This is a genomic window from Lentzea flaviverrucosa (genome assembly GCF_003350445.1).
Classification (GTDB): Bacteria; Actinomycetota; Actinomycetes; order Mycobacteriales; family Pseudonocardiaceae; genus Lentzea; species Lentzea californiensis.
The window spans coordinates 95,852-115,494 of the sequence record NZ_QQAU01000005.1 but is presented as its reverse complement, the minus strand read 5'-3'; the positions used below and the strand labels follow the sequence as shown (position 1 = coordinate 115,494).

Here is a 19,643-nt window from a genome sequence, read left to right as displayed (position 1 = left end):
TCGGTGTTCAGGAGCGGCGGCGGCGCGCGACGAAGAACGCGCTCGTGCCTGCCGCGAGGAGCAGCGCGCCGAGACCGATGAAGCCGAGAGGCGAGGCACCGGTCGACGCGAGGCCGGACCTGTTGCCCGCCTGGGCCACAGCCGCAGTGGTGGTCGTGGTCGGCGCGGCCGTGGTCTCGGACGGTGACGTGACCGGGGCGGTGGTCTCCGCGCCCTTCTCCACGACCTTGATCGGCAGACGTGCGACGTTGTTCCTGCGGTCCACGTCCTTCAGGTGGCCGAAGTTGAAGCGCACGATCGGCCACACCTCGTCGAACGTGACGTCGTTCAGCTCGACCTCGAACGTCACCCTGGCCTGTTCGCCGGGCAGGATCTTGCGGGTGGTCTCGAAGTCGTCGTGCCTGCCTTCGACGAACTTCACGTTGTCGCTGTGCTTCAGCACCTTCACCGCGAACTCGGCCATGACCACCGACGGCGTGACGGGCACGTTGCCCTTGTTGGACAGCGTGACCTCCACCTGAGCGCGGTCGCCGACGGTGTGGGTGTCCTTGGTCGGCGTGACGGCGGCCGAGACCGCGATGTCCGCCTTGGCCTCGAGGTACAGCGCGTCGAGCGGGGCAGGGCCCTCGAGCTCGCCGAGCTTGAACCGCAGCTCGCCGGTGGCCCAGTCGATCTGCTCGGTGCCCTTCGGCTCGACCAGCGCCAGACCGCGTTGCGTGTAGTCGGCGGCGATGAACTCGTACTCCCCGGCGGGCAGGTCCTCGACGCTGAACTGACCGTCCTCACGCGACACCGCGATGGGCTTGCCGTTGAGCGTTCCCGGTGACAGCAGGTCCTCGTCCGCCTGGCGCAGGCCGTCCCCGTTCCGGTCGAAGAAGGACCGGCCGGCGACGCCGTAGCCCTGCGCCCCGAAGTCGACGGCCCCGCCCTCGGTGACCACGTTCGGCACGGTGGTGAGCCTGTACCGGTCACTGATGAAGCTCACGCGGTACTTGCCGGCCGGAAGGTCCTTCGCCGCGTACCTGCCCTCGGCGTCGGTCGTGTACTCGCCGACGACCTCGCCACCGTCCGCCTTGGCGATCCTCACGGCCTTCTCCCCGGCGAGACCGGGCTCGTCCCCGGCCACCCGGTCACCGTTGCGGTCGAGCCAGACGAGACCGCCGATGGAGATCTCGTCCTCCTGCGCGAAGGCGGGAGCACCCACCGATGTCAGCACGAAGGCAGCCGTCGTCGTGACGGCGAAGAGCTTCTTCACTTGTCCCCCAGAGACTTCAGTGATCAGGAACGGCGGCGGCGCGCGAGGAAGAACGCGCTCGTGCCCGCCGCGAGCAGCAGTGCGCCGAGGGCCAGGAAGCCCAGCGGTGACGCACCGGTCGACGCGAGGCCCGACTTGTTGCCCGCCTGGGCCACGGCCTGCGTGGTGGTCGTCGTCGCCGGTGCGGCAGTGGTGGTGGTCGAGGTGGTCGGAGCGGTGGTCTCCGCACCCTTCTCGACGACCTTCGTGGAGATCAGCAGGAGGTTGTCGGTGGTGTCGACGTCCTTCAGCGCGCGCATCGGGTCGAACACGACCAGCTCGAACGCGGTGAAGATGGTGCCGGTGGGCGTGAACGTCAGCTCGATCTCTTCCGTCGCACCGGGAACGATCCGATGTTCGAGCTCGAACTGGGTGCCGCTCTCCGCCTCGAGGTTGTCGCTGTGCCGCAGCACCTTCGCGTGGAACTGGCCCAGCCCGATGGTCGGCATGACCGGCGCGTTGCCGGTGTTGACGAGCTGCACCTTCGCGGTGATCTCCTCACCGACCAGGTAGGTGTCCTTGGCGGGCACGAGCGAACCCCTGACGGTGATGTTCGCCGCCGCGGTGATGTAGCGCAGGTCGACCTGCTCGGTCTGCCCGGTGAGCTTGCGGGTACCGGTCGCCCAGTCGATGTCCGTGGCGGCCGCGGGCTTGCCGAGGACGAGGTTCTCGTTGTTGAGCAGCGGAGCCGTGAGCGTGTAGTCACCGAGCGGCAGGTCGAACCGGTAAGCGCCGTCCGCACCCGCGGTCCTGGTCATGTCGACCGGGGAACCGTCCTTGGTGTTGCCCGTGACCCTGAGCCCTTCGGTGACGGGCTTCTCGTCCGCCTGCTTGGTTCCGTCGCCGTTGGCGTCGACGTACGCGATGCCCTTCGCGACCTGACCGACCAGCGCGAAGTCGCCGTCGGTCACCGTCTCCGAGGTCGTGTACGAGCTCTTGGTGGTGGTGTAGTTGACGACGTCGAGGGTCTCCACCTTGTACGTGGACTTGAGCAGCTTCTGGACCCGGTACCTACCGCTGGGACCGACCGGGAGGTCGGTCGTGCGCCCGTCCTCGTCGGTGATCCGGACACCTGGTCCACCGACCCGCACGCCGTCACCCGCGTCGAAGGTGCCATTGCCGTTGTGGTCGAGGAAGACCCGGCCGGTGATGCTGATCGTCTCGTCCTGCGCGAGGGCGGGAGCGCCCGTCGCAGCCAGCACGAGGGCAGCCGTCGCCGCGACTGCGAAGGTGTTGCGCACTGATTCCCCCAGTGTCCGAATTACTCCATTTAGGACATCGGAACACCGGGGATCAGCGTTGCGTGTTCTACGTCACTCCGACAGCGGATAGCCACCCATCTCGCACCCCTCCCTCTCGCACCAGTTAGCACGATATCGGATAGTACGAGTTCGTAGCAATTACTCCTTGCTGTCGAGTGCGAGCCTCGTACGACGGTGAGCCGGACCGAGTTCGCCGGACAGCACCTCCATCACCTGCCGCAACAGGTCGCGCAGGTGCTCCAGGTCGGCACCGGGCAGCACCGTGAAGAGGTCGCGCTCCCGTTCCGCCTGACCCGCGACGATCCGCAGGAAGACCTCGCGACCCGCGTCGGTCAGCGTCGCGGGCAACGAGCGGCGGTCGCTCGGGTCGAGCGCGCGGACCACGAGGCCCGCCTTCTCCAGCCGGTCGAGGCGGCTCGTGATCGTGGTGGCCGGGCTCAGGGTGCCGTTCGCGAGTTGCTTGGGCGTGAGCCGGTGCGGCGGCCCGATCCAGAAGAGCCGGGCGAGGATCTCGTAGTCCGCGCGGTTCAGCCCGTGCGGCGCGGCGATCTCCGCGGCGAGGAAGTCGAGGTACTTGCTGATCTGGTGCACCCGGTCGACCACGCCTTCGACCACCGGATCGATCGCCGGAACCATGGCCCTCCACGACTCGACCTCGGCATCGGTGTCGTCCGCACCACGCTCGCCCATTCCGCGATGTTAGTTCCGTCAGCCGAGGACGGTGACGTACCCGTGGGCGACGCTGCTCCCTGGGCTGGAGTCACCCACGACACGTTGCCGGCACCGCCAGTGGCGGCTCGCCCGCCTGACCAACGCCGTCCTCGTTGACGTCGAACCAGATCTCGCCGTTGATGGTGCTGGCCGCTCGGCCAACGCCGGCGAACCGGCGAGCAGAACGGACACGACCACGACGAGACCGACGGTGAACTTGCGCATTTCTCCCCCAGAGACCCGATGTCCGCAAGCTCTCCCCGAGCTCGCGGAACCCGGGTCGCACGAGCGGGCCGGCCGGTCGCCGCGGTGATCCAACTGTGATTTCCCTTGGCACAGGACGGAAACGCAGAACGGCCCGCGTCTCTCCCGGACGCGGGCCGTTCCGTCTTACCCCCTGGTGATCAGCGTCCCCCCGGTGCGGATCCCGCCTGTAAGACACCTCAGACGCGCTCGATGTTGCCCCCGCCGCCGGATGTCACTCGAATGCAGTAGTGAACGGGTGCTCCGCGCCGTGCGGCCTAGGCTGATCGACATGAGCGAGAAGCCGCAGAGCTCGGGCGAAAGCAACTTGACCGTCGTCCTCGCACTGCTGGTCAACCTGGCCATCGCGGTCATGAAAGCCGTCGCGGGCGTTTTGACCGGATCGGCCGCGATCCTCTCCGAAGCCGCGCACTCGGTGGCCGACACGTTCACCGAGGCGCTCCTGCTGACGGCCCTGCGCCGTTCGGACCGGCCGGCTGACCGCCGCCACCCGTTCGGCTACGGCAAGGAGCGCTACTTCTGGTCGTTGCTCGCCGCGGTCTCGATCTTCGCCTCGGGCGCGATGTTCGCGTTCTACGAGGGCTTCCGCACGGTTTTCGGTGAGCCGGAAGAACAGACCCGGCCGCTGGTCGGCTACGTCGTGCTGGGCCTGGCGTTCGTCCTGGAATCCATCTCGTGGACGCAGGCGTTCCGGCAGGTCCGTTCCGAGTCCGCCGCGCACGGCCGCGGGTTCTGGGACTTCCTGCGCGTCTCCGACGACCCGACCGTGAAGACCGTGTTCCTGGAGGACTCGGCCGCACTGATCGGCCTGGTGCTGGCGTTCGCGGGCCTCGGCCTGCACCAGCTGACCGGCTCGTCGGTGTGGGACGGCGTCGCGTCGCTGGCGATCGGCGTGCTGCTCGCGACGGTGGCCTACGTGCTGGCGCGCACCAACCGCGGCCTGCTGATCGGGCAGCAGGCAGACCCCGTGGTGGTCAAGGCGATCTGGCGCCGGCTGAGCGAGGTGCCCGAGGTCGACGCCGTCGTGGACGTCCTGACGATGTCGATCGGCACAGACCGCGTGCTGCTGTGCGCGCGACTCGACTTCGACGACGCGCTGACCGCGCATCAGCTGGAAGACGCGTGCGTGCGCATCTCCTCGGAGCTGCGCACCCAGTTCACCGACCTGGACGAGATCTTCCTCGAACCCGTCCCGCGCACCGATCCCGACCTGCGCCGGCGGGTGCTGGAGCGGTACGGCGACCTGAGCTAGTGGCGTGGCCCGGAAGGCCGGCTGGGTGATTCACGCTCAGCAGGGCACCTCGCGGCGTCTGACCGCGAATTCGCCCGGCTACCTTCCGAGCCACACCACTAGCGGCGCGTGTCGGTCTGGTGGAAGTTCAGGTAGGCGCGGCTCGGCGTCGGCCCGCGCTGGCCCTGGTACCGGCTGCCGGCCTGCTTCGAGCCGTACGGGTGCTCCGCCGGGCTCGACAGCTTGAACAGGCACAGCTGCCCGATCTTCATGCCGGGGTGCAGCGTGATGGGCAGGTTCGCGACGTTCGACAGCTCCAGCGTGATGTGGCCGGAGAAGCCGGGGTCGATGAAGCCCGCGGTGGAGTGCGTGAGCAGACCGAGCCTGCCCAGGCTGGACTTGCCCTCGAGCCGACCGGCGAGGTCGTCCGGCAGCGTCACCATCTCGTAGGTCGACCCGAGCACGAACTCGCCGGGGTGCAGCACGAACCGCTCGCCCTCCGGCGTCTCGACCAGGCTCGTCAGCTCGTCCTGCTGCTGTGCGGGGTCGATGTGGGTGTACTTGGTGTTGTTGAAGACCCGGAAGAACCGGTCCAGCCGCACGTCGAAGCTCGACGGCTGGAGCATCTCGGCGTCGAAGGGGTCGAGGACGAGACGGCCTGACTCGACCTCTTTGCGCAGATCCTGGTCACTCAGCAGCACCCGGACAGGCTAACCGAAGCGGGCGCACCGCTGGTTCCCGCGCTGTGTATGATCGGCGGCGAGCTTGCTCACGCGGGTGTAGTTCATTGGTAGAACGACAGCTTCCCAAGCTGTAGAGGCGGGTTCGATTCCCGTCACCCGCTCGAATCCGAAGCCGGTGCGGCCTGCGTTTTCCGCAGGCCGCACCGGCTTCGGTGTTTTTCTCCTGCCGCACATGCCGCGCCACTAGCCTGCGGCCATGGGGGAGAACATCACATTCGTCAGGCAAGGGGCGCGCTGGTTCATCACGATCATGCTGGTACTGGGCGTGGTGGTGGTGCCTTGGCGGCTCGCAGCCAACTTCGGTGACTCGCTGTGGGTCACCATGGCCGGCAGCGTCTACGTCGTGGTCGCGCTGCTCGGCATCTGGCAGGCGTGGCGCATGTGCGTGACGCTCACGCCGGAGAAGATCATCGTGCGCAACCCGGGGCGCGACCACCACATCACCTGGGACCGGGTCGCCGACGTCGAACGCGAGAACGTCTTCGGCGTGCAGCGCGTCAGCGTTGTGCTGACCGACGGCTCGAGCGTGCCCTGCGCGATCTACAACGGCATTTCGCTGAGCAACGCACCACTCGGTGAGGACTTGGTCGAAGCGGTTCAGCAGCGCATCAGGTCGGTCGAGCGATAGTTCGCGCGATTCATCTATCGCGAATGAAACGCTTGCCGTCTCAATTGGAATGCTTCACTCGATCAGGTGACGCTTGGCATGGGTTGGCAGTGCCGGAAGGTAAGAAGTAGCCCTGGCGGTCGCTCTTTCGATTCGAGTTCCGCACTCGATCGGATGATCAGTTCGCCAGATAGTCCCGCTCTGTAAGTCCGAATTAACCCGGAGTCACCCCTGAGACGCGACAATCGAGCCGCATTCGACGTCCTCGCGCAAGCCCTGGCGCGGTGTCACGCGGATCGAGTCACCGGCACGTTGCGCATTGTGGGCAATGCGGGCGGACTGTTCCATTTCCGCGACGGTGTGGTGATCTCGGTGGAAAGTCCCGGCTCACCCGGAGCGGAGATGGTGCTGCTGAGTTCGGGCCGGATCGAGGAAGGGGACTGGACCGCGGCTCTGGTGGAGAGCGTCGAGACGCGATCCCTGCAGGCGGCTCTCGTCGCCCGCGGGATCGGCGCCACCGAGCTCCAGGGCCTGGTGATGGCCGCCATGCAGGACGGGGCGTTCGCCACGGCCGTCGGTGAGATCGAGCGATACGTCGTCGACGAGTGCATCGATCCGCCGCTGCTACCTGCGGCGCAAGGCGTCGCGCCGGATGTGCTGCTGGACGGGACCGCCCGAAGGCTGGACGCGATCGCCGCGTTGTCCCTGTCGCCGTACCGGGACTGCGTGGTGCCCGCCCACGAGGCGGAGCCGGCCGGTCTGACGGCGGAACGACGGGAGATCGTCGCGCACGCCACCGGGCGGCGCACCGCGCGGGACCTGGCGTTCGCGCTCGGCCGGGGTCTTCACCCGGTCACCGTCGAGATCGCCCGGATGATCGAGGACGGACTGCTGGAGATCGCCCCGCCAGAGACGTCGTTCCGATGTTCGCACTGGGGGCTGGCTGCACTGCGTCCACGGACGCAGGCCGGACCTGATTTCGAAATCTCCCTGAGGTCGTCGGAGGTGTGATGTTTGTCCTGAGCGGTTCGACATTTCCGATTCTGAAAGGGAGTGAATTGGACTACGACGCTCTGAGCGCCGAACTGCGAAAGCTTCGAGAAAACGTCGCCGGAGTGACCGACACGGTCATCGCCGCGTCCGACGGAATCCCCATCGTCGCCGACGTGGCGAAGAACATCGACCCCGCCCACATCTCCGCGCTGGCCGCCGCCGATCTCGGAATCGCACGTCAGGCGGCGGAGGTGATCGGCCTGGGCACGCTCAGCCAGACCGTCGTGTTCGGCAGCGAGGGCTACATGGCCGTGTACGCCATCGGCCGGCTGTCATTGATGGTCGTGCTCGGGGACAAAGGACTGAACCTCGGCCGTCTTCTGCACGAGACCCGGCCCGTCATCGAGCGAGTCGGCGTGATCCTTTCCTCGTAGCAGCACCAGTGCGAAAAAGGGTCGCAGCCCATGTCCACGCTCGGTTCACGGCTCTCGTCAATGATGTCTTCCTTCTGGAGACATTTCCGCACACGACCGAGTCTCGGCGATTCGGATGCGCCGCCTCGATCACCAGTAGACATAGGGAAGTGGAGTTTGATGAACATCGATACCGCGCTGAAGGAAGCCATGTCCATCTCCGGCGCTGTCGGTGTCGCACTGGTCGACTACGACAGCGGGATGTCGCTCGGCACGAGCGGCGGAGGTGACTGGCTGAACCTGGAGATCGCAGCGGCCGGGAACACCGAGGTCATTCGCTCGAAGCTCCGGGTGATGCAGTCGCTCGGACTCAGCGACAGCATCGAGGACATCCTGATCACGCTGCACCGGCAGTACCACCTGATCCGGTTGATGGGCGGCGTGAAGAACAGGGGTTCGCTCTTCCTGTACCTGGTGCTGGAAAGGGACAACGCGAACCTCGCGCTGGCCCGGCACCAACTCAAGCGCATCGAAGCCGACCTGATCGTCTAGGTCGGGTCAACGCCGCAGAAATGCTTTGGGGCCTTCTCGCGCGAGAAGGCCCCAAAGCATTTCTGAGTCAATCGTCTTGGGAGCGTCAGTCGACCGGCAGGCCCCACGGCCGGCGGTCGAGTTCCGCCCAGCCGCCACCGCGTGCGAGAGCAGCGCGCACACCGGCCACGTGGTCAGCGAACGATGCCAAGTCCCCGTGCAGCAGTTCGGCGCGCTCGACGTCCAACGGGTGCGTGTCGTCGTGCCACAGGTCGACCGCGAACGACGCGACGAACGACATCGACTGCAAGAGCTGCAACAGGGCGATGGAAGGCCGCGGGGTCTCCGACAGGTAGGAGAGGCGGATCTCCTCGCACACGGCAAGCAGCGACCGCACCTGGCGGATGGCGTCGGCCGGCGTGCCGTCCCACGACGGGTCCGGCCACACGCGGTCGCTCAGCTCCAGCCAGAGCCGCCAGCCCGTCGCGAGTTCCGCGTCGTCTGCGGGAGACCACTTACCCATGCACCCACTGTGCATGCGCGAGCGGGAAGAGTCTCGTGACGATGACGCACGCCACGGCAACCGATGCGCCACACGTACGTCCTGTAGCGCATGACGCCTTCCTGGCAAGGGCAAAGCGTGAAGAGCCTCGCACGAGGGCTCGCTCTGGGTGTGGTCCTCACGATGCTTGCCCTCCCCGCGCTCAGGTACGAGATCGCCGACCACGCCAACCTGCTGACGCGCGTGCTGGCCTACGGCTTCCTGCTCGTGCCGTTCGCGGTCGTCACGGTGCTGCGCAGCGAGTACCCGGTCACGCACACGACCGGGCTGGTCACGGGTGCGACGGTGGTGCTGGCGGCCACGGCGCAGACCTACACCGGTACGCCGATGCCCTACGTGTGGCTCGCGGCGGCGACCCTGTTCGGGTGCGCCGCCGCGAGGATCATGAGGAACGAACGGCTTACGCCTTCACCCGCTCCGGCTCCGGCTCGTCGGAGTTGAGCGAGTCGAGCAGGACGTCGCGCTCGGTGGAGGGCTCCTTCTTCAGGAAGCCGATGGACAGGTAGAGCACCAGCGAGAGCAGCAGCGGCCACGACACGAGCACGCCCTTGGTGACCCAGGCGGCCTTGCTCAGCTGCTCGATGTACAGGAACGCCCACATGCCCAGGCCGCCGACGACCGAGGCGATCGCCGCCGTCGAGCCGACCTTGCGGAACCACGGCAGCAGGCCGAGCATCAACGGGATCGCGATCGGGCCCATCGTGGCGGCGACCAGGTCGACCACCACCTTGAGCACGAAGCCCTGGCCTCCGGACGCGATCGCGATGATCATGCTGATGCCGATGAAGGAGAACGTCGTTATCCGGGCCAGCTTCAGCTGGTTGTCCGCGGAGAACGTCTTCACCTTCTTCCACAGGTGGGGCAGCATGTCGCGGTTGATGACCGCGGCGATGACGTTCGCGTCCGACGACACCATGGCCATGGTGTGCGAGAAGAAGCCGGCCAGGACCAGGCCGATCATGCCCGCGGGCAGCATCTGCTTGCCCATCTCGATGTACGCGTTCTCCGCCTGCGCTCCCTCGAGGCCCGGCACGATCAGCGGCGCGGCCCACATCGGGAAGAACAGCACGAGCGGCCACACGAGCCACAGCGCGGACGAGAGCAGCGCGGACCGCTTGGCCGCGAAGCCGGACGGCGCGGCCATGTAGCGCTGCGCCAGGTTCCACATGCCGCCGTTGTACTCGAGCGTCTTGATCAGGAAGAGCGCCATGAGGAACGTCGACGTGTACGGGCCCGCCAGCGGGTCGCTGTGGCTGTCCGGGAGCTTGTCCCAGATCGTCACGGGGAAGTCCCAGCCGAGGGTGCCGGCGACGGCGAACAGCATCGCGAAGCCCGCGGCGGCCTGGATGATGAACTGGCCGAAGTCGGTGAGCGCGTCGGCCCAGAGGCCGCCGAGCACGGAGTAGATCATCGTGACCAGGCCGATGATGATGATGCCCCAGGTGATCGGGACACCCGCGAAGCCGCGCAGCAGGATCGAGACGGCCGCCCACTTGGCGGCGATGTCGACGACCTTGAGCAAAGCACCCGCGTAGGCCATGACCTGCTGGGTGGGCACGTTGTAGCGCTTCGCCAGGTACTCGAGCGGCGACTTGACGTCGTGCTTCGAGCGCAACCGGTTCCAGCGCGGCGCGAACAGGAAGGCACCGATGCCGACGCCGATGCCGATCGTCAGCGACCACCACACGTAGACGGTCAGTCCGAGCCGGTACGCCTCAGAGGCGAACGCGACGAACATGACCGCGCTGTAGCCCGACATGTGGTGCGAGATGCCGGACAACCACCACGGCATCCTGCCGCCTGCCGTGAAGAAGTCGGCGATGTTGTGGACTCGCCCGCGCGACCAGAGTCCGATCCCGACCATCACGAAGAAATAGCCGACAACCACGATCCAATCGAGGGTGCCCATGTGACCTCCTTGCGTGCACACACGTGTGCCCGCGAGAGCACCAGGCCTCATGGCGGCGGAACCTGGCACATCCGCACGGGATATGTGACGTAGGTCTTACGAGACTGTTGCAGGGGGATGGAAGACCTTCGGCCGTCTTGAATCACATTCGTGACCCTTGTTCATCCACGTGAACCGACTATTCCGCGTCACACGTCCGAGGGAACGACGTCTCTCCTCCGAATGCACGAACGGAGGTGCTGATGCTCCCGCCCGGCCGGCCTGCCCCCGGCGTCGCGCTGATCGATCCCGTGCCGCTCTACCGCGAAGGCCTGTCCGCCCTGATCAGACGGACTCCCGGCCTGCGCTGGCTCGGTGCGACCGGCGACCTGCACGCTGCCGTTCGCCTGCGTGAACGACTGCGTCCCGACGTGCTGCTCATCGACTCCGTGCTCGACCCGGTCGGCCATCTGGCCCGGCTGCTCGCCGAACGCGACCCGGCACTGCTGGTCATCGGACTGGTCCGGGACGCGCACTCGCACGCGAACTACGTGACGACCGCGTTGGAGGCGGGAGTCCGTGGCGTCGTGCCGCGCAGCGCCCAGCCCGAGCAGATAGTGCGGGTGATCGCCGAGACGATCCGCTCGCGCGGGTACGTGCACCCCGACCTGCGCCCGAAGGACCGGCCGACGCTGTCCAAGCGCGAGTACGAGGTGCTCACGCTCATCGCGGACGGCCTGGAGAACCAGCAGGTCGCGAACGAGTTGATCGTGTCCGTCGAGACCGTGCGAACCCACGTCAAGGGCATCCTGCGCAAGCTCAGCGCACGCGATCGGACGCACGCGGTGTCGCTCGCCTACCGGTCAGGCCTGCTGATCGGCCGCCCAGCCGTGCTCGAGTAACCCGAACACCTCGTCGGCCGCCCGTTCGCGGTCGGGCCGATCGAAGATCACGTCCCGCGCCTCCAGGGCGAACCGGGCCAGTGCCGCGCACCTGACGTCGTCCGCCGGTGCGCCGATCTCCTCCGCGATGGCTTCGGCCAGCGCGCCCTGGTGCCGCGTCCACATCCGGTGCCCGTAGTCGCGCAACGCGGACGTCTCCAGCACCAGCCGCTGGAAGACCTCGAACTGCGGGTGGTCGGCGTGCCCTCGCGCCGCCTGCACGAAGTGGTCGCGCAACGCCATCGGGATCGACCGGCCCTCGCGGTTGCGCACGGCCGCGACCAGCGCCGACTCCTGCTGCTCGTCCTCGTCGAAGAGCAGCGCCTCCTTGCTGGGGAAGTGCTTGAACAACGTCGTCACCGACACGTCCGCGGTGTCGGCGATCTCCTTCACGCCCACGGCGTCGAACCCGCGCTCGATGAACAGCCTCGTCGCCGCGTCGGAGATCGACTGACGGGTCTGCTGCTTCTTCCGCTCGCGGCGGCCGAGCTCGGTCACCCGCAGATCGTACCGCAAGAGTTGAGTCGGTTCAAAAGTGTATCGATTGCACTTTTGTAGTCGATACGCTTTCATGGAGCCATGACCTCACCACGCATCGCCATCGCAGGGGCCGGCATCGGCGGCCTCACCTGTGCCCGCGTCCTCCAGCTGCACGGCTTCGAGAACGTCACCGTCTTCGAGCGGGAGAGCTCGCCGGAGGCCCGCCAGCAGGGCGGCACCATCGACCTGCACGCCGACAGCGGCCAGGAGGCCGTGCGCGCCGCCGGACTGTTCGAGCAGTGGCGCGCGCTCGCCCGTTTCGAGGGCCAGGAGCAGCGCAAGGTCGACCACGCCACGGCCGCGTTGATCGAGCACGAACCGGCGGAGGGCGACTTCCGGCCGGAGATCGACCGCGGCCAGCTGCGCCGGCTCCTGCTCGACTCGCTCACGCCCGGAACCGTCGCGTGGGGTCGGGGCATCGACTCGGCGAAACCAGGCGAGGTCACGTTCCTGAACGGCTCCACGTCCACGTTCGACCTGGTCGTCGGGGCGGACGGCGCCTGGTCGCGGGTCCGTCAGGCCTTGTCGCCGGCCATGCCGCTGTACACCGGCGTGATGTTCGTCGAGACGCGGCACGACAACGACGAACGGCTGCTCGACCTCACCGGTCAGGGCACGATGGTCGCCGACGGCGAAGGCCTGATGATCTGGTCACAGCGCAACAGCGGCGATCACATCCGCGCGTACGCGTGCATGCGCGCGCGTGAAGATTGGAAGCCCTCCAACGCCGACCTGATGGAGCTCTACGCGGGCTGGCACCCGTCGCTGCTGGCGTTCCTCGAAGGCGAGCTGTTCTACCGCCCGCTGTACTCGCTGCCGGTGCCCCACACCTGGGAGCACACGCCCGGCGTGACGCTGCTCGGCGACGCCGCCCACCTGCAGCCGCCACTGGGCGTCGGGGCGAACCTCGCCATGCAGGACGCCGCCGAACTGGCGCTCGCGATCGCCGCGGACGGTGTCCGAGACGGGGTGCGGGCCTACGAATCTGTCATGGTGCCCCGCTCGGTGAGCTTCGCCGAACGGACGAACCCTGCGCTGCTCGAGATGGTCCCCGAACGCCCGGTACGCATCTGACCGGCCCTCATGTCCGATTCAGGTCACTCGGAGGACTGTCTGGTTCGCCACCAGTGGGTGGTCGGCCTTGCCGGGGTTACTGTCGAGTAATACTCTGTTGTTACCGGTCAGTAGGCGACCCCGCCGCGACCCTGAGGAGTGAGCTGACGAGATGGGCCACTACAAGAGCAACGTCCGGGATCTCGAGTTCAACCTGTTCGAGGTCTTCAACGTGCAGGACCACCTCGGCACGGGGCCGTTCGAGCAGTCCGACGAGGACACTGCGCGCAGCGTGCTGGCCGAGGTGAAGAACCTCGCGGAGGGTGTCCTCGGAGACTCCTTCGTCGACGCCGACCGCAACCCGCCGGTGTTCGACCCGGCGACGCACTCGGCCACCCTGCCGGAGTCGCTGAAGAAGTCGTACCAGGCGGTGTGGGACGGCGAGTGGTACCGCCTGTTCCTGCCGAACGAGCTGGGCGGCTTCGGCACCCCGCCCTCGGTCACGTGGGCCGCCTCCGAGCTGCTGCTCGGCGCGAACCCGGCCGTCTACATGTACCTGGCTGGTCCGAGCTTCGCGACGGTCGTCTACAACAACGGCACCGAGCGCGACAAGCAGTGGGCTCAGCTGATGATCGACCGCGGCTGGGGCGCCACGATGGTGCTGACCGAGCCGGACGCCGGTTCCGACGTCGGCGCCGGCCGCACCAAGGCCTTCAAGCAGGAGGACGGCTCCTGGCACATCGACGGCGTGAAGCGCTTCATCACGTCCGCCGACCAGGACCTGACCGAGAACATCATGCACATGGTGCTCGCGCGTCCCGAGGGCGAAGGCGTCGAGGCGAGGCCCGGCACCAAGGGCCTGTCGCTCTTCCTGGTGCCGAAGTTCCACTTCGACCCGGAGACCGGTGAGCTGGGCGAGCGCAACGGCGCCTTCGTCACCAACGTCGAGCACAAGATGGGCCTCAAGGCGTCCACCACGTGCGAGCTGACGTTCGGCCAGCACGGCGTGCCCGCCAAGGGCTGGCTGCTGGGCGAGGTGCACGACGGCATCGCGCAGATGTTCGACGTCATCGAGTACGCCCGCATGATGGTCGGCACGAAGGCCATCGCGACGCTGTCGACCGGTTACCTGAACGCGCTGTCCTACGCCAAGGAGCGCGTGCAGAGCGCCGACCTGACGCGCATGACGGACAAGACCGCGCCCCGCGTCACCATCACCAACCACCCCGACGTCCGCCGCAGCCTGATGCTGCAGAAGGCGTACGCCGAGGGCCTGCGCGCCGTGTACCTGTACACCGCGACGCAGCAGGACAAGGTGATGCTCGGCGGCGACGACGCCAAGCTGGCGGCCCAGGTCAACGACCTGCTGCTGCCGATCGTCAAGGGCGTCGGCTCGGAGCGCGCGTACGAGCAGCTGGCGCAGTCGCTGCAGACGCTGGGCGGCTCGGGCTTCCTGCAGGAGTACCCGATCGAGCAGTACATCCGCGACGCGAAGATCGACTCGCTGTACGAGGGCACCACGGCCATCCAGTCGCTGGACTTCTTCTTCCGGAAGATCATCCGTGACAAGGGCCAGGCGCTCACGTTCATCAACGGCGAGATCCAGAAGTTCCTCGACAACGAGGGCGGCAACGGTCGCCTGAAGGAGGAGCGGGCGCTGCTCAAGCAGGGTCTCGAAGACCTGCAGGGCATGCTCGGCGCGCTGGTCGGCTTCCTGACCACCTCGCAGGAGGACGTCCGCAACCTCTACAAGGTCGGCCAGAACTCGGTCCGCCTGCTGATGACCGCGGGCGACGTCCTCGTCGGCTGGCTGCTGCTGCGCCAGGCCGAGGTCGCGCTGGAGAAGCTCGGTGGCACGCCGTCCGCCAAGGACAAGGCGTTCTACGAGGGCAAGATCGCGGTGGCGTCGTTCTTCGCGAAGACCGTGCTGCCGGAGCTCACCGCCCGTCGCAAGATCGCGGAGTCCACGGACAACGCGCTGATGGACATCGACGAGAGCGTTTTCTGAGCGTTCTCAAGGGACTACGGGTCCTCGCACCTCCTGCCCGAGGTGCGAGGACCCGTTTTTCATTGCGCTGCAAGGAGGAGCGGTCCGGCCACCGCGCCGAGGTTGAGCGCCGTGGTGGCGTAGGAACCGGCCATCGTCGGCGCTCCTGCCGCGTGGTGCAGCACCCTCGCGATCAACGTGCTGCCCACCGCGAACGACAGCACGCCGAGCACGAACACCAAGGGCAGCAAGACGATCGGCTCGCGGCCGAGCACGTCGAGGCCGAACCACCCGGCGAGCACCAGCACTCCGCCGATCGCGACGACAGGGCGTGCGGCGGAGCCGGACAGTCGTCCACCGATGTTGACCCCGGCGAACGAGCCGGCGCCGAACAACACCAGCACGACCGGCACCCACCACTCGCCCAGCCCGGCGACGTCGGTGACGACCGGGGCCAGGAACGTGAAGTGGCCGAACGTCACCGCGTTCACCAGCACCGCGAGCGCGATCACCAGCACCAGCCGCGGTTTCCGGAGCTGAGCCAACTCGGGTCGCAACGCGGCAGCGGTGTGCTCCCGCCGGGACGGAATCCCTTTGAGGACACCGGCTGCGGCCGGCACGCAGAGCACCGCGACGGCGAGGAACGTGGCGCGCCAGCCGAGTGCGGTGCCGAGCAGCGATCCTCCCGGTACACCGGCGATCATGGCGACCGTCGTGCCGGACAGCAGCACGGCGAGCGCCCGTCCACGCTGGTGTGGCGGCACCAACGCCGTGGTGGCCGTCAGGGCCACGGCGAGGAAGCCGGCGTTCGCGAGCGCGGCGACCACCCTGGTCCCGAGCAACACGGCGAAGCTCCCGGTGACGGCGCCGATCACGTGTGCCGTGAGGAAGACGGCGACGAACGCGAACAGGCTCAGCCTCGGTGGCCAATTGCGGGCCAGAGCGGCCATCAACGGCGCGCCGACGACCATGCCGGCCGCGAAGGCCGAAGTGAGCAGGCCGGCGGCACCCACGGACACGTGGAAGTCGGCGGCGACGGCGGGCAGCAGCCCGGCGAGCATGAACTCAGAGGTGCCCATGGCGAACACGGCCAGGGCGAGCAGGTACAGCGAAAAAGGCACGGAGGAGCTCCGAGGGACGAAGGGTTTACCGGGGCTGACGGTTAGACCGCAGACCCGACCCTGGATGCCTCAGGACTCGACATGACCGGCACCGTAGCGCGATCACCTCACACGATGCAGCTTGATTTCGTTGTCAGTTGACAGCCGCTCGTTCGGAATCAAAGATTGGCCGGTGTTCCTGAACCTGCTGCTGTCGCTCGCGATCGTCGGCGTCGTGGCGCTCGCGACGATCGTCCTGCGACGCCTCAAGAACCGGCAGGTGCGCCAGGACGCGCTGTGGTTCGGGTACGAGCAGCACATGAACGAGCTGCGCGAGGCGTCGCCGGAAGCGGAGATGGCGAGGGTCGCGCAGGTGTACCAGCGGGCGAAGAGCGGCACCAAGGCCGCGATCGTGTGGGAACGCACGGGGGCCGAGCAGGACTCGTGGTTCGAGGGGTCGAACCCGAGTCCCGGTGACCTCCTGCTGCTGCGCGGCAGCGCCGGCTGGGGGCCGGACTCCGCGAGTCCCAACGTCTTCTACGTGGCGCCGGGGCAGGTGCTGTCGTCGATGACGGTGGGGGCGCAGGCGGCCGCGGCCCGGCATCGGCACAGGCTCGCGGCCACCGGCGTCACTCCTTGATCGCTCGCGCGGCGGCGAAGCAGTAGACGCCGAACGCGCCGATGCCGATCGCCACCGCGGACAGCAGGAACATGCCGTAAGGCTGTGCTGCCAACGTTTTCAGGGCCTTGTCCATGCCACCGGACTGCTGGGGGTCGGCGTTGATCGCGGCGAGTCCGACGAGAACGCCGATCACGCCGTACGCGGTGCCCTTGCCGATCCAGCCGATCCGGCCGACCGGCTCGATCCACTTCGGGGCCTTGCCCATGTCGAGGTCCTTCTCGAAGGACTTCTTGATGCCCTTGTAGATGATCACACCGGCGATCCAGAGGATGCCGATCGCGATGGCACCGACGATGAACTGGCCGCCGGGCCACGAGAGCACCTGCGCCGTGAGTTCTTTCTGCTGCTGGTTCTGGTCACCAGAGCCACCAGAGCCCGTCGCGTACTTGAAGGCACCCAGCGCGATACCGGTCGCCGTGATGGCGCGGGCCGCGGACCCGATGCGCTTGGAGATCCGCTTCCGCTTCTTCCCGATGTACGTGTAGCCCACGAACGCGAGAAGCAGCTGCCACAGCGCGAAGAACACGAGCCCGATGCCGAGTGTCCACAGCAACCACTCGCCGCCCTGAGCGATGTCGCTGATCGCGCCCTTCGAGTCGGCCTGTTCGGAGCTACCGAACGCGACCTGGATCGCGAGCCACGCCACCAGGACGTGCACGACCCCGTACATCACCATTCCCGCCCGCCCCAGGGTCTGGACGGCGGGATGTCTTCGCGCCTCTTGCGCAACAGTGGCCACGAACGGATGAATACCCGCGCGTGGCCACTGCCAATCTGAAAGATGCTCAGCCGCCGGGCGGTGGCGGCTCACAGATGATCTTGAACTGCGGGTCGTAGCGGACCGTGCGCGACTCGTTGCGCGTCTGGCCCGTGCGGCGGTCCGTGATCGTGCGGGTGTCCGTCACCGAGAAGCCGGGGGAGCCGTTGCTAGCGGAGCACGGGGTCTTGTTGACCTTCTTCTCCTGCGGCTGCGTGGGGTTGAAGTCGCCGCTGGTCGAGCCGGTGACGTCGTAGTTCTTGGTGCCCCAGAGCTTGATCGTGATCGAGGAGCCCGTCCAGATGGTCTGGATGGCGACGCCCGTGTCGTCCGGGTTCGTGAAGGCGATGTCGATCAGGCTGTTGCCCGCGCCGTCCATGAACACGGTGGCCTCGCGGCCCTTCGGGTACCGCGTGATCCAGTAGCTGTGCTCCTTGTGGCCCGCGTCCTTCATGCCCGCGTAGTAGTACGCGTTGTAGAGCGTGGTCGCGAACTGCGAGATACCGCCACCGACCGCCATGCCGGGGATGCCGTTCTCGATGATGCCCGCCTCGACGTAGCCCTGCGCGGTACCGCGCGGACCGGTGTACTTGTTGAGGCTGAACGTCTCCTTGGGCTTCACGATCGCGCCGTTGACCTTCTCGGCCACGACCCGGATGTTGACGCCCGACGCCGGGGCGAAGCCACCGGTCGAGAACTCGCCGATGACCTCCTTGATGCCCATCTTGTTCGCCTGCTCGGTGGTGACCTTCGCGGGCGTGTGCTTGTACTCGAACTTGACCTCGCGCGCGTCCGTCTTCTTCAGCGTGTCGAAGTAGGGCTGGAGGTTCTTGTCCCAGTCGAGGTCGAGGCCGTCCACCGACGGCTTGACCGTCGGCTTGCCGCCCTCGAAGACGATCTCCGCGTCCTTGCCCTGCTTGACCGTGTCCTTGAGCTGCGGCGCGGTCACCTCGGCGAGCTTGTCCTTGTTCGGCGTGACGTTCAGCGCGCCACCCTCACCGGGAGCGAAGGCCAGCGTGGTGCCGATCTGCTCAGGCGTGAGCGTCGCGTCCTTGCCCTCGCCCTTGATCACGACGGGACCGGACACCGCGGTCTTCACGACCTCGTTGAGCGCCTTCTCGACGCCCTCCTTGGTCGTCTTGACCGGGGTGAAGTCCATCGGGACCTCGACCGGGTTGCCCGACGCCCAGTTCGCGACGACCGCGCCCACTGCGTCTTCGGCCTTGAGCTTCTGGCCGTCGTGCGGCTCGACGGCGACGGGATTCGCGCCCTCGAACTTGATGGTGCCCTCGATCGGCTCGTGATCGAGCTTGGGGCGCAGGGCCTCCAGCGCGCCGGAGACCTTCGCGTCGTCGGCCTTCGTCGCGACACCGACCTCGCGGCTGGTGAAGAACGAGGTGACGCGCGTGAACGGGCTGAGCGGCTGGCTGCCGGCACGCTCGATCGTGCTGTTCCAGTCGAGCTCCAGACCCGCCGCCTTGGGGTCGAGCTCGGACGTGACGTCGCCGGCCTTGAGCGCGACGGGCTTGTCCAGGCGCGGGCCGATCTCGTCGCGCAGCTTCTTCTCGGCCTCGTCGTGGCTCATGCCACCGACGTCGACGCCCGCCACCGTCACACCGCGCGGCACGTTGCCGCTGGAGACGAGCATGTCGAGGCCGTAGAGCAGACCGAAGGCGCCGACCACGGCCGCGGCCACGATCAACGCCTTCTTCTTCGTGTTCTTCGGCGGGACCTCGTCCTCGCCGGGTTCGATCATCACGGGCCCGTAGACGCCGGAGTCCTCCGGCTGCGGCTCGGGCGGCGCCACCGGCTTCATGTACTCCGTGGCGTCCTCGCCGGCCGGGAACCCGACACCGGGCACAGCCGCGGTGACGGTCGGCTCGTTCGAGTCCGGCTCCTCAGACGGCCAAGCCTCGGTCGAGGCGTCCACCTGGACCGGTGCGATCTTGGTCGTCTGCTCCGAGGACGTGCCGCCGGGACCCACCGGAGGCATCGCTCTCGTCTTGTCAGCGTCGTACGGCACAGCTCTCCCCGTTGCCCTGTCTCTCCTGAGGTGGCATATGTGTGCAGCTATCAGGCGTCGA

19 protein-coding genes, 1 tRNA gene and 1 pseudogene are annotated in these 19,643 nt (G+C 67.4%); 11 read left to right on the top strand and 10 right to left on the bottom strand.

The genetic code is table 11. The annotated features are described in order from the left end of the window. Nucleotides 1-7: 7 nt before the first annotated feature. From DFR72_RS17225 to DFR72_RS17215, 3 genes are all read right to left on the bottom strand, one after another. Nucleotides 8-1,255: an SdrD B-like domain-containing protein gene (locus tag DFR72_RS17225; protein ID WP_170176302.1), complete on the bottom strand. Its 1,248-nt coding sequence runs from the start codon at nt 1,253-1,255 to the stop codon at nt 8-10. Nucleotides 1,256-1,278: 23 nt separating this feature from the next. After that, nucleotides 1,279-2,535: an SdrD B-like domain-containing protein gene (locus tag DFR72_RS17220; RefSeq protein ID WP_090066215.1), complete on the bottom strand. Its 1,257-nt coding sequence runs from the start codon at nt 2,533-2,535 to the stop codon at nt 1,279-1,281. A 159-nt stretch (nt 2,536-2,694) separates the two neighbouring features. Continuing rightward, on the bottom strand, nt 2,695-3,246 hold the full coding sequence (locus tag DFR72_RS17215; protein ID WP_090066216.1) for a MarR family winged helix-turn-helix transcriptional regulator: 552 nt from the start codon (nt 3,244-3,246) through the stop codon (nt 2,695-2,697). Between the two features lie 556 nt (nt 3,247-3,802). On the opposite strand from DFR72_RS17215, the gene DFR72_RS17210 reads away from it, so the two are divergent. Beyond that, the gene (locus tag DFR72_RS17210; protein ID WP_090066351.1) at nt 3,803-4,783 is read left to right on the top strand and encodes a cation diffusion facilitator family transporter; all 981 of its coding nucleotides are present in this window, start codon (nt 3,803-3,805) and stop codon (nt 4,781-4,783) included. Nucleotides 4,784-4,881: 98 nt separating this feature from the next. Here DFR72_RS17210 and dcd read toward each other — a convergent pair whose 3' ends face one another. Then, nucleotides 4,882-5,463, bottom strand: coding sequence for a dCTP deaminase (gene dcd / locus DFR72_RS17205; RefSeq protein ID WP_090066217.1), 582 nt, complete (start codon nt 5,461-5,463; stop codon nt 4,882-4,884). 72 nt (nt 5,464-5,535) lie between these two features. Between dcd and DFR72_RS17200 the strand changes: the two genes are divergently transcribed. From DFR72_RS17200 to DFR72_RS17180, 5 genes are all read left to right on the top strand, one after another. Further along, nucleotides 5,536-5,606 (top strand) — tRNA-Gly (locus DFR72_RS17200). Between the two features lie 95 nt (nt 5,607-5,701). Then, nucleotides 5,702-6,133 (top strand): PH domain-containing protein, encoded by a 432-nt coding sequence (locus tag DFR72_RS17195; protein ID WP_114773697.1) that lies wholly within the window; start codon nt 5,702-5,704, stop codon nt 6,131-6,133. Nucleotides 6,134-6,484: 351 nt separating this feature from the next. Continuing rightward, a complete protein-coding gene (locus tag DFR72_RS17190; protein ID WP_143086723.1) occupies nt 6,485-7,123 on the top strand; it encodes a hypothetical protein in 639 nt (212 codons plus the stop codon). Further along, entirely contained in the window at nt 7,123-7,539 is a 417-nt protein-coding gene (locus DFR72_RS17185) for a roadblock/LC7 domain-containing protein (protein ID WP_245983082.1), read from the top strand. The genes DFR72_RS17190 and DFR72_RS17185 overlap by 1 nt, the downstream gene beginning before the upstream one ends. 159 nt (nt 7,540-7,698) lie before the next feature. Then, nucleotides 7,699-8,070 carry a hypothetical protein gene (locus DFR72_RS17180; RefSeq protein ID WP_170176301.1) on the top strand — a complete coding sequence of 124 codons (372 nt, stop codon included), beginning with the start codon at nt 7,699-7,701 and terminating at the stop codon, nt 8,068-8,070. Nucleotides 8,071-8,155: 85 nt separating this feature from the next. Here the strand turns inward: DFR72_RS17180 and DFR72_RS17175 are convergent, their stop codons facing one another. Further along, nucleotides 8,156-8,572 carry a hypothetical protein gene (locus tag DFR72_RS17175; protein WP_090066222.1) on the bottom strand — a complete coding sequence of 139 codons (417 nt, stop codon included), beginning with the start codon at nt 8,570-8,572 and terminating at the stop codon, nt 8,156-8,158. A gap of 117 nt (nt 8,573-8,689) precedes the next feature. Here DFR72_RS17175 and DFR72_RS17170 point away from each other — a divergent pair, with 117 nt between their 5' ends. Continuing rightward, nucleotides 8,690-9,052: a hypothetical protein gene (locus DFR72_RS17170; RefSeq protein ID WP_143086724.1), complete on the top strand. Its 363-nt coding sequence runs from the start codon at nt 8,690-8,692 to the stop codon at nt 9,050-9,052. On the opposite strand, the gene DFR72_RS17165 is transcribed toward DFR72_RS17170, so the two are convergent. Beyond that, nucleotides 9,012-10,520, bottom strand: coding sequence for a sodium:solute symporter family protein (locus DFR72_RS17165; protein WP_090066224.1), 1,509 nt, complete (start codon nt 10,518-10,520; stop codon nt 9,012-9,014). The genes DFR72_RS17170 and DFR72_RS17165 overlap by 41 nt on opposite strands. A 242-nt stretch (nt 10,521-10,762) precedes the next feature. Between DFR72_RS17165 and DFR72_RS17160 the strand changes: the two genes are divergently transcribed. Further along, entirely contained in the window at nt 10,763-11,401 is a 639-nt protein-coding gene (locus tag DFR72_RS17160) for a LuxR C-terminal-related transcriptional regulator (RefSeq protein ID WP_090066352.1), read from the top strand. Here DFR72_RS17160 and DFR72_RS17155 read toward each other — a convergent pair. Beyond that, complete coding sequence (locus DFR72_RS17155) at nt 11,363-11,938, bottom strand: TetR/AcrR family transcriptional regulator (protein WP_211335451.1); 576 nt, start codon at nt 11,936-11,938, stop codon at nt 11,363-11,365. The genes DFR72_RS17160 and DFR72_RS17155 overlap by 39 nt on opposite strands. A gap of 81 nt (nt 11,939-12,019) precedes the next feature. On the opposite strand from DFR72_RS17155, the gene DFR72_RS17150 reads away from it, so the two are divergent. Continuing rightward, on the top strand, nt 12,020-13,054 hold the full coding sequence (locus DFR72_RS17150; protein ID WP_090066226.1) for an FAD-dependent oxidoreductase: 1,035 nt from the start codon (nt 12,020-12,022) through the stop codon (nt 13,052-13,054). A gap of 151 nt (nt 13,055-13,205) precedes the next feature. Continuing rightward, nucleotides 13,206-15,041, top strand: a complete 1,836-nt coding sequence (locus tag DFR72_RS17145) for an acyl-CoA dehydrogenase (RefSeq protein WP_090066227.1) — start codon at nt 13,206-13,208, stop codon at nt 15,039-15,041. A gap of 68 nt (nt 15,042-15,109) precedes the next feature. Here the strand turns inward: DFR72_RS17145 and DFR72_RS17140 are convergent. Continuing rightward, nucleotides 15,110-16,141 (bottom strand): annotated as a pseudogene (locus DFR72_RS17140) (Cmx/CmrA family chloramphenicol efflux MFS transporter); the annotation flags it as partial. Nucleotides 16,142-16,313: 172 nt separating this feature from the next. Between DFR72_RS17140 and DFR72_RS17135 the strand changes: the two are divergent. Then, the gene (locus DFR72_RS17135) at nt 16,314-16,760 is read left to right on the top strand and encodes a hypothetical protein (RefSeq protein ID WP_090066229.1); all 447 of its coding nucleotides are present in this window, start codon (nt 16,314-16,316) and stop codon (nt 16,758-16,760) included. On the opposite strand, the gene DFR72_RS17130 is transcribed toward DFR72_RS17135, so the two are convergent. Next, a complete protein-coding gene (locus tag DFR72_RS17130; protein WP_245983081.1) occupies nt 16,750-17,541 on the bottom strand; it encodes a DUF1206 domain-containing protein in 792 nt (263 codons plus the stop codon). The two genes, DFR72_RS17135 and DFR72_RS17130, sit on opposite strands and share 11 nt — an antisense overlap. Nucleotides 17,542-17,587: 46 nt before the next feature. After that, nucleotides 17,588-19,375 carry a VanW family protein gene (locus tag DFR72_RS17125; RefSeq protein WP_425459897.1) on the bottom strand — a complete coding sequence of 596 codons (1,788 nt, stop codon included), beginning with the start codon at nt 19,373-19,375 and terminating at the stop codon, nt 17,588-17,590. Nucleotides 19,376-19,643 lie beyond the last annotated feature (268 nt).

Coding starts and splice junctions, on each gene's coding strand:
- DFR72_RS17165 (WP_090066224.1), bottom strand. CDS start 10,520: ATGGGCACCCTCGATTGGATCGTGGTTGTCGGCTATTTCTTCGTGATG.
- DFR72_RS17210 (WP_090066351.1), top strand. CDS start 3,803: ATGAGCGAGAAGCCGCAGAGCTCGGGCGAAAGCAACTTGACCGTCGTC.
- DFR72_RS17185 (WP_245983082.1), top strand. CDS start 7,123: ATGTTTGTCCTGAGCGGTTCGACATTTCCGATTCTGAAAGGGAGTGAA.
- DFR72_RS17215 (WP_090066216.1), bottom strand. CDS start 3,246: ATGGGCGAGCGTGGTGCGGACGACACCGATGCCGAGGTCGAGTCGTGG.
- DFR72_RS17125 (WP_425459897.1), bottom strand. CDS start 19,375: ATGAAGCCGGTGGCGCCGCCCGAGCCGCAGCCGGAGGACTCCGGCGTC.
- DFR72_RS17195 (WP_114773697.1), top strand. CDS start 5,702: ATGGGGGAGAACATCACATTCGTCAGGCAAGGGGCGCGCTGGTTCATC.
- DFR72_RS17160 (WP_090066352.1), top strand. CDS start 10,763: ATGCTCCCGCCCGGCCGGCCTGCCCCCGGCGTCGCGCTGATCGATCCC.
- DFR72_RS17175 (WP_090066222.1), bottom strand. CDS start 8,572: ATGGGTAAGTGGTCTCCCGCAGACGACGCGGAACTCGCGACGGGCTGG.
- DFR72_RS17145 (WP_090066227.1), top strand. CDS start 13,206: ATGGGCCACTACAAGAGCAACGTCCGGGATCTCGAGTTCAACCTGTTC.
- DFR72_RS17150 (WP_090066226.1), top strand. CDS start 12,020: ATGACCTCACCACGCATCGCCATCGCAGGGGCCGGCATCGGCGGCCTC.
- DFR72_RS17180 (WP_170176301.1), top strand. CDS start 7,699: ATGAACATCGATACCGCGCTGAAGGAAGCCATGTCCATCTCCGGCGCT.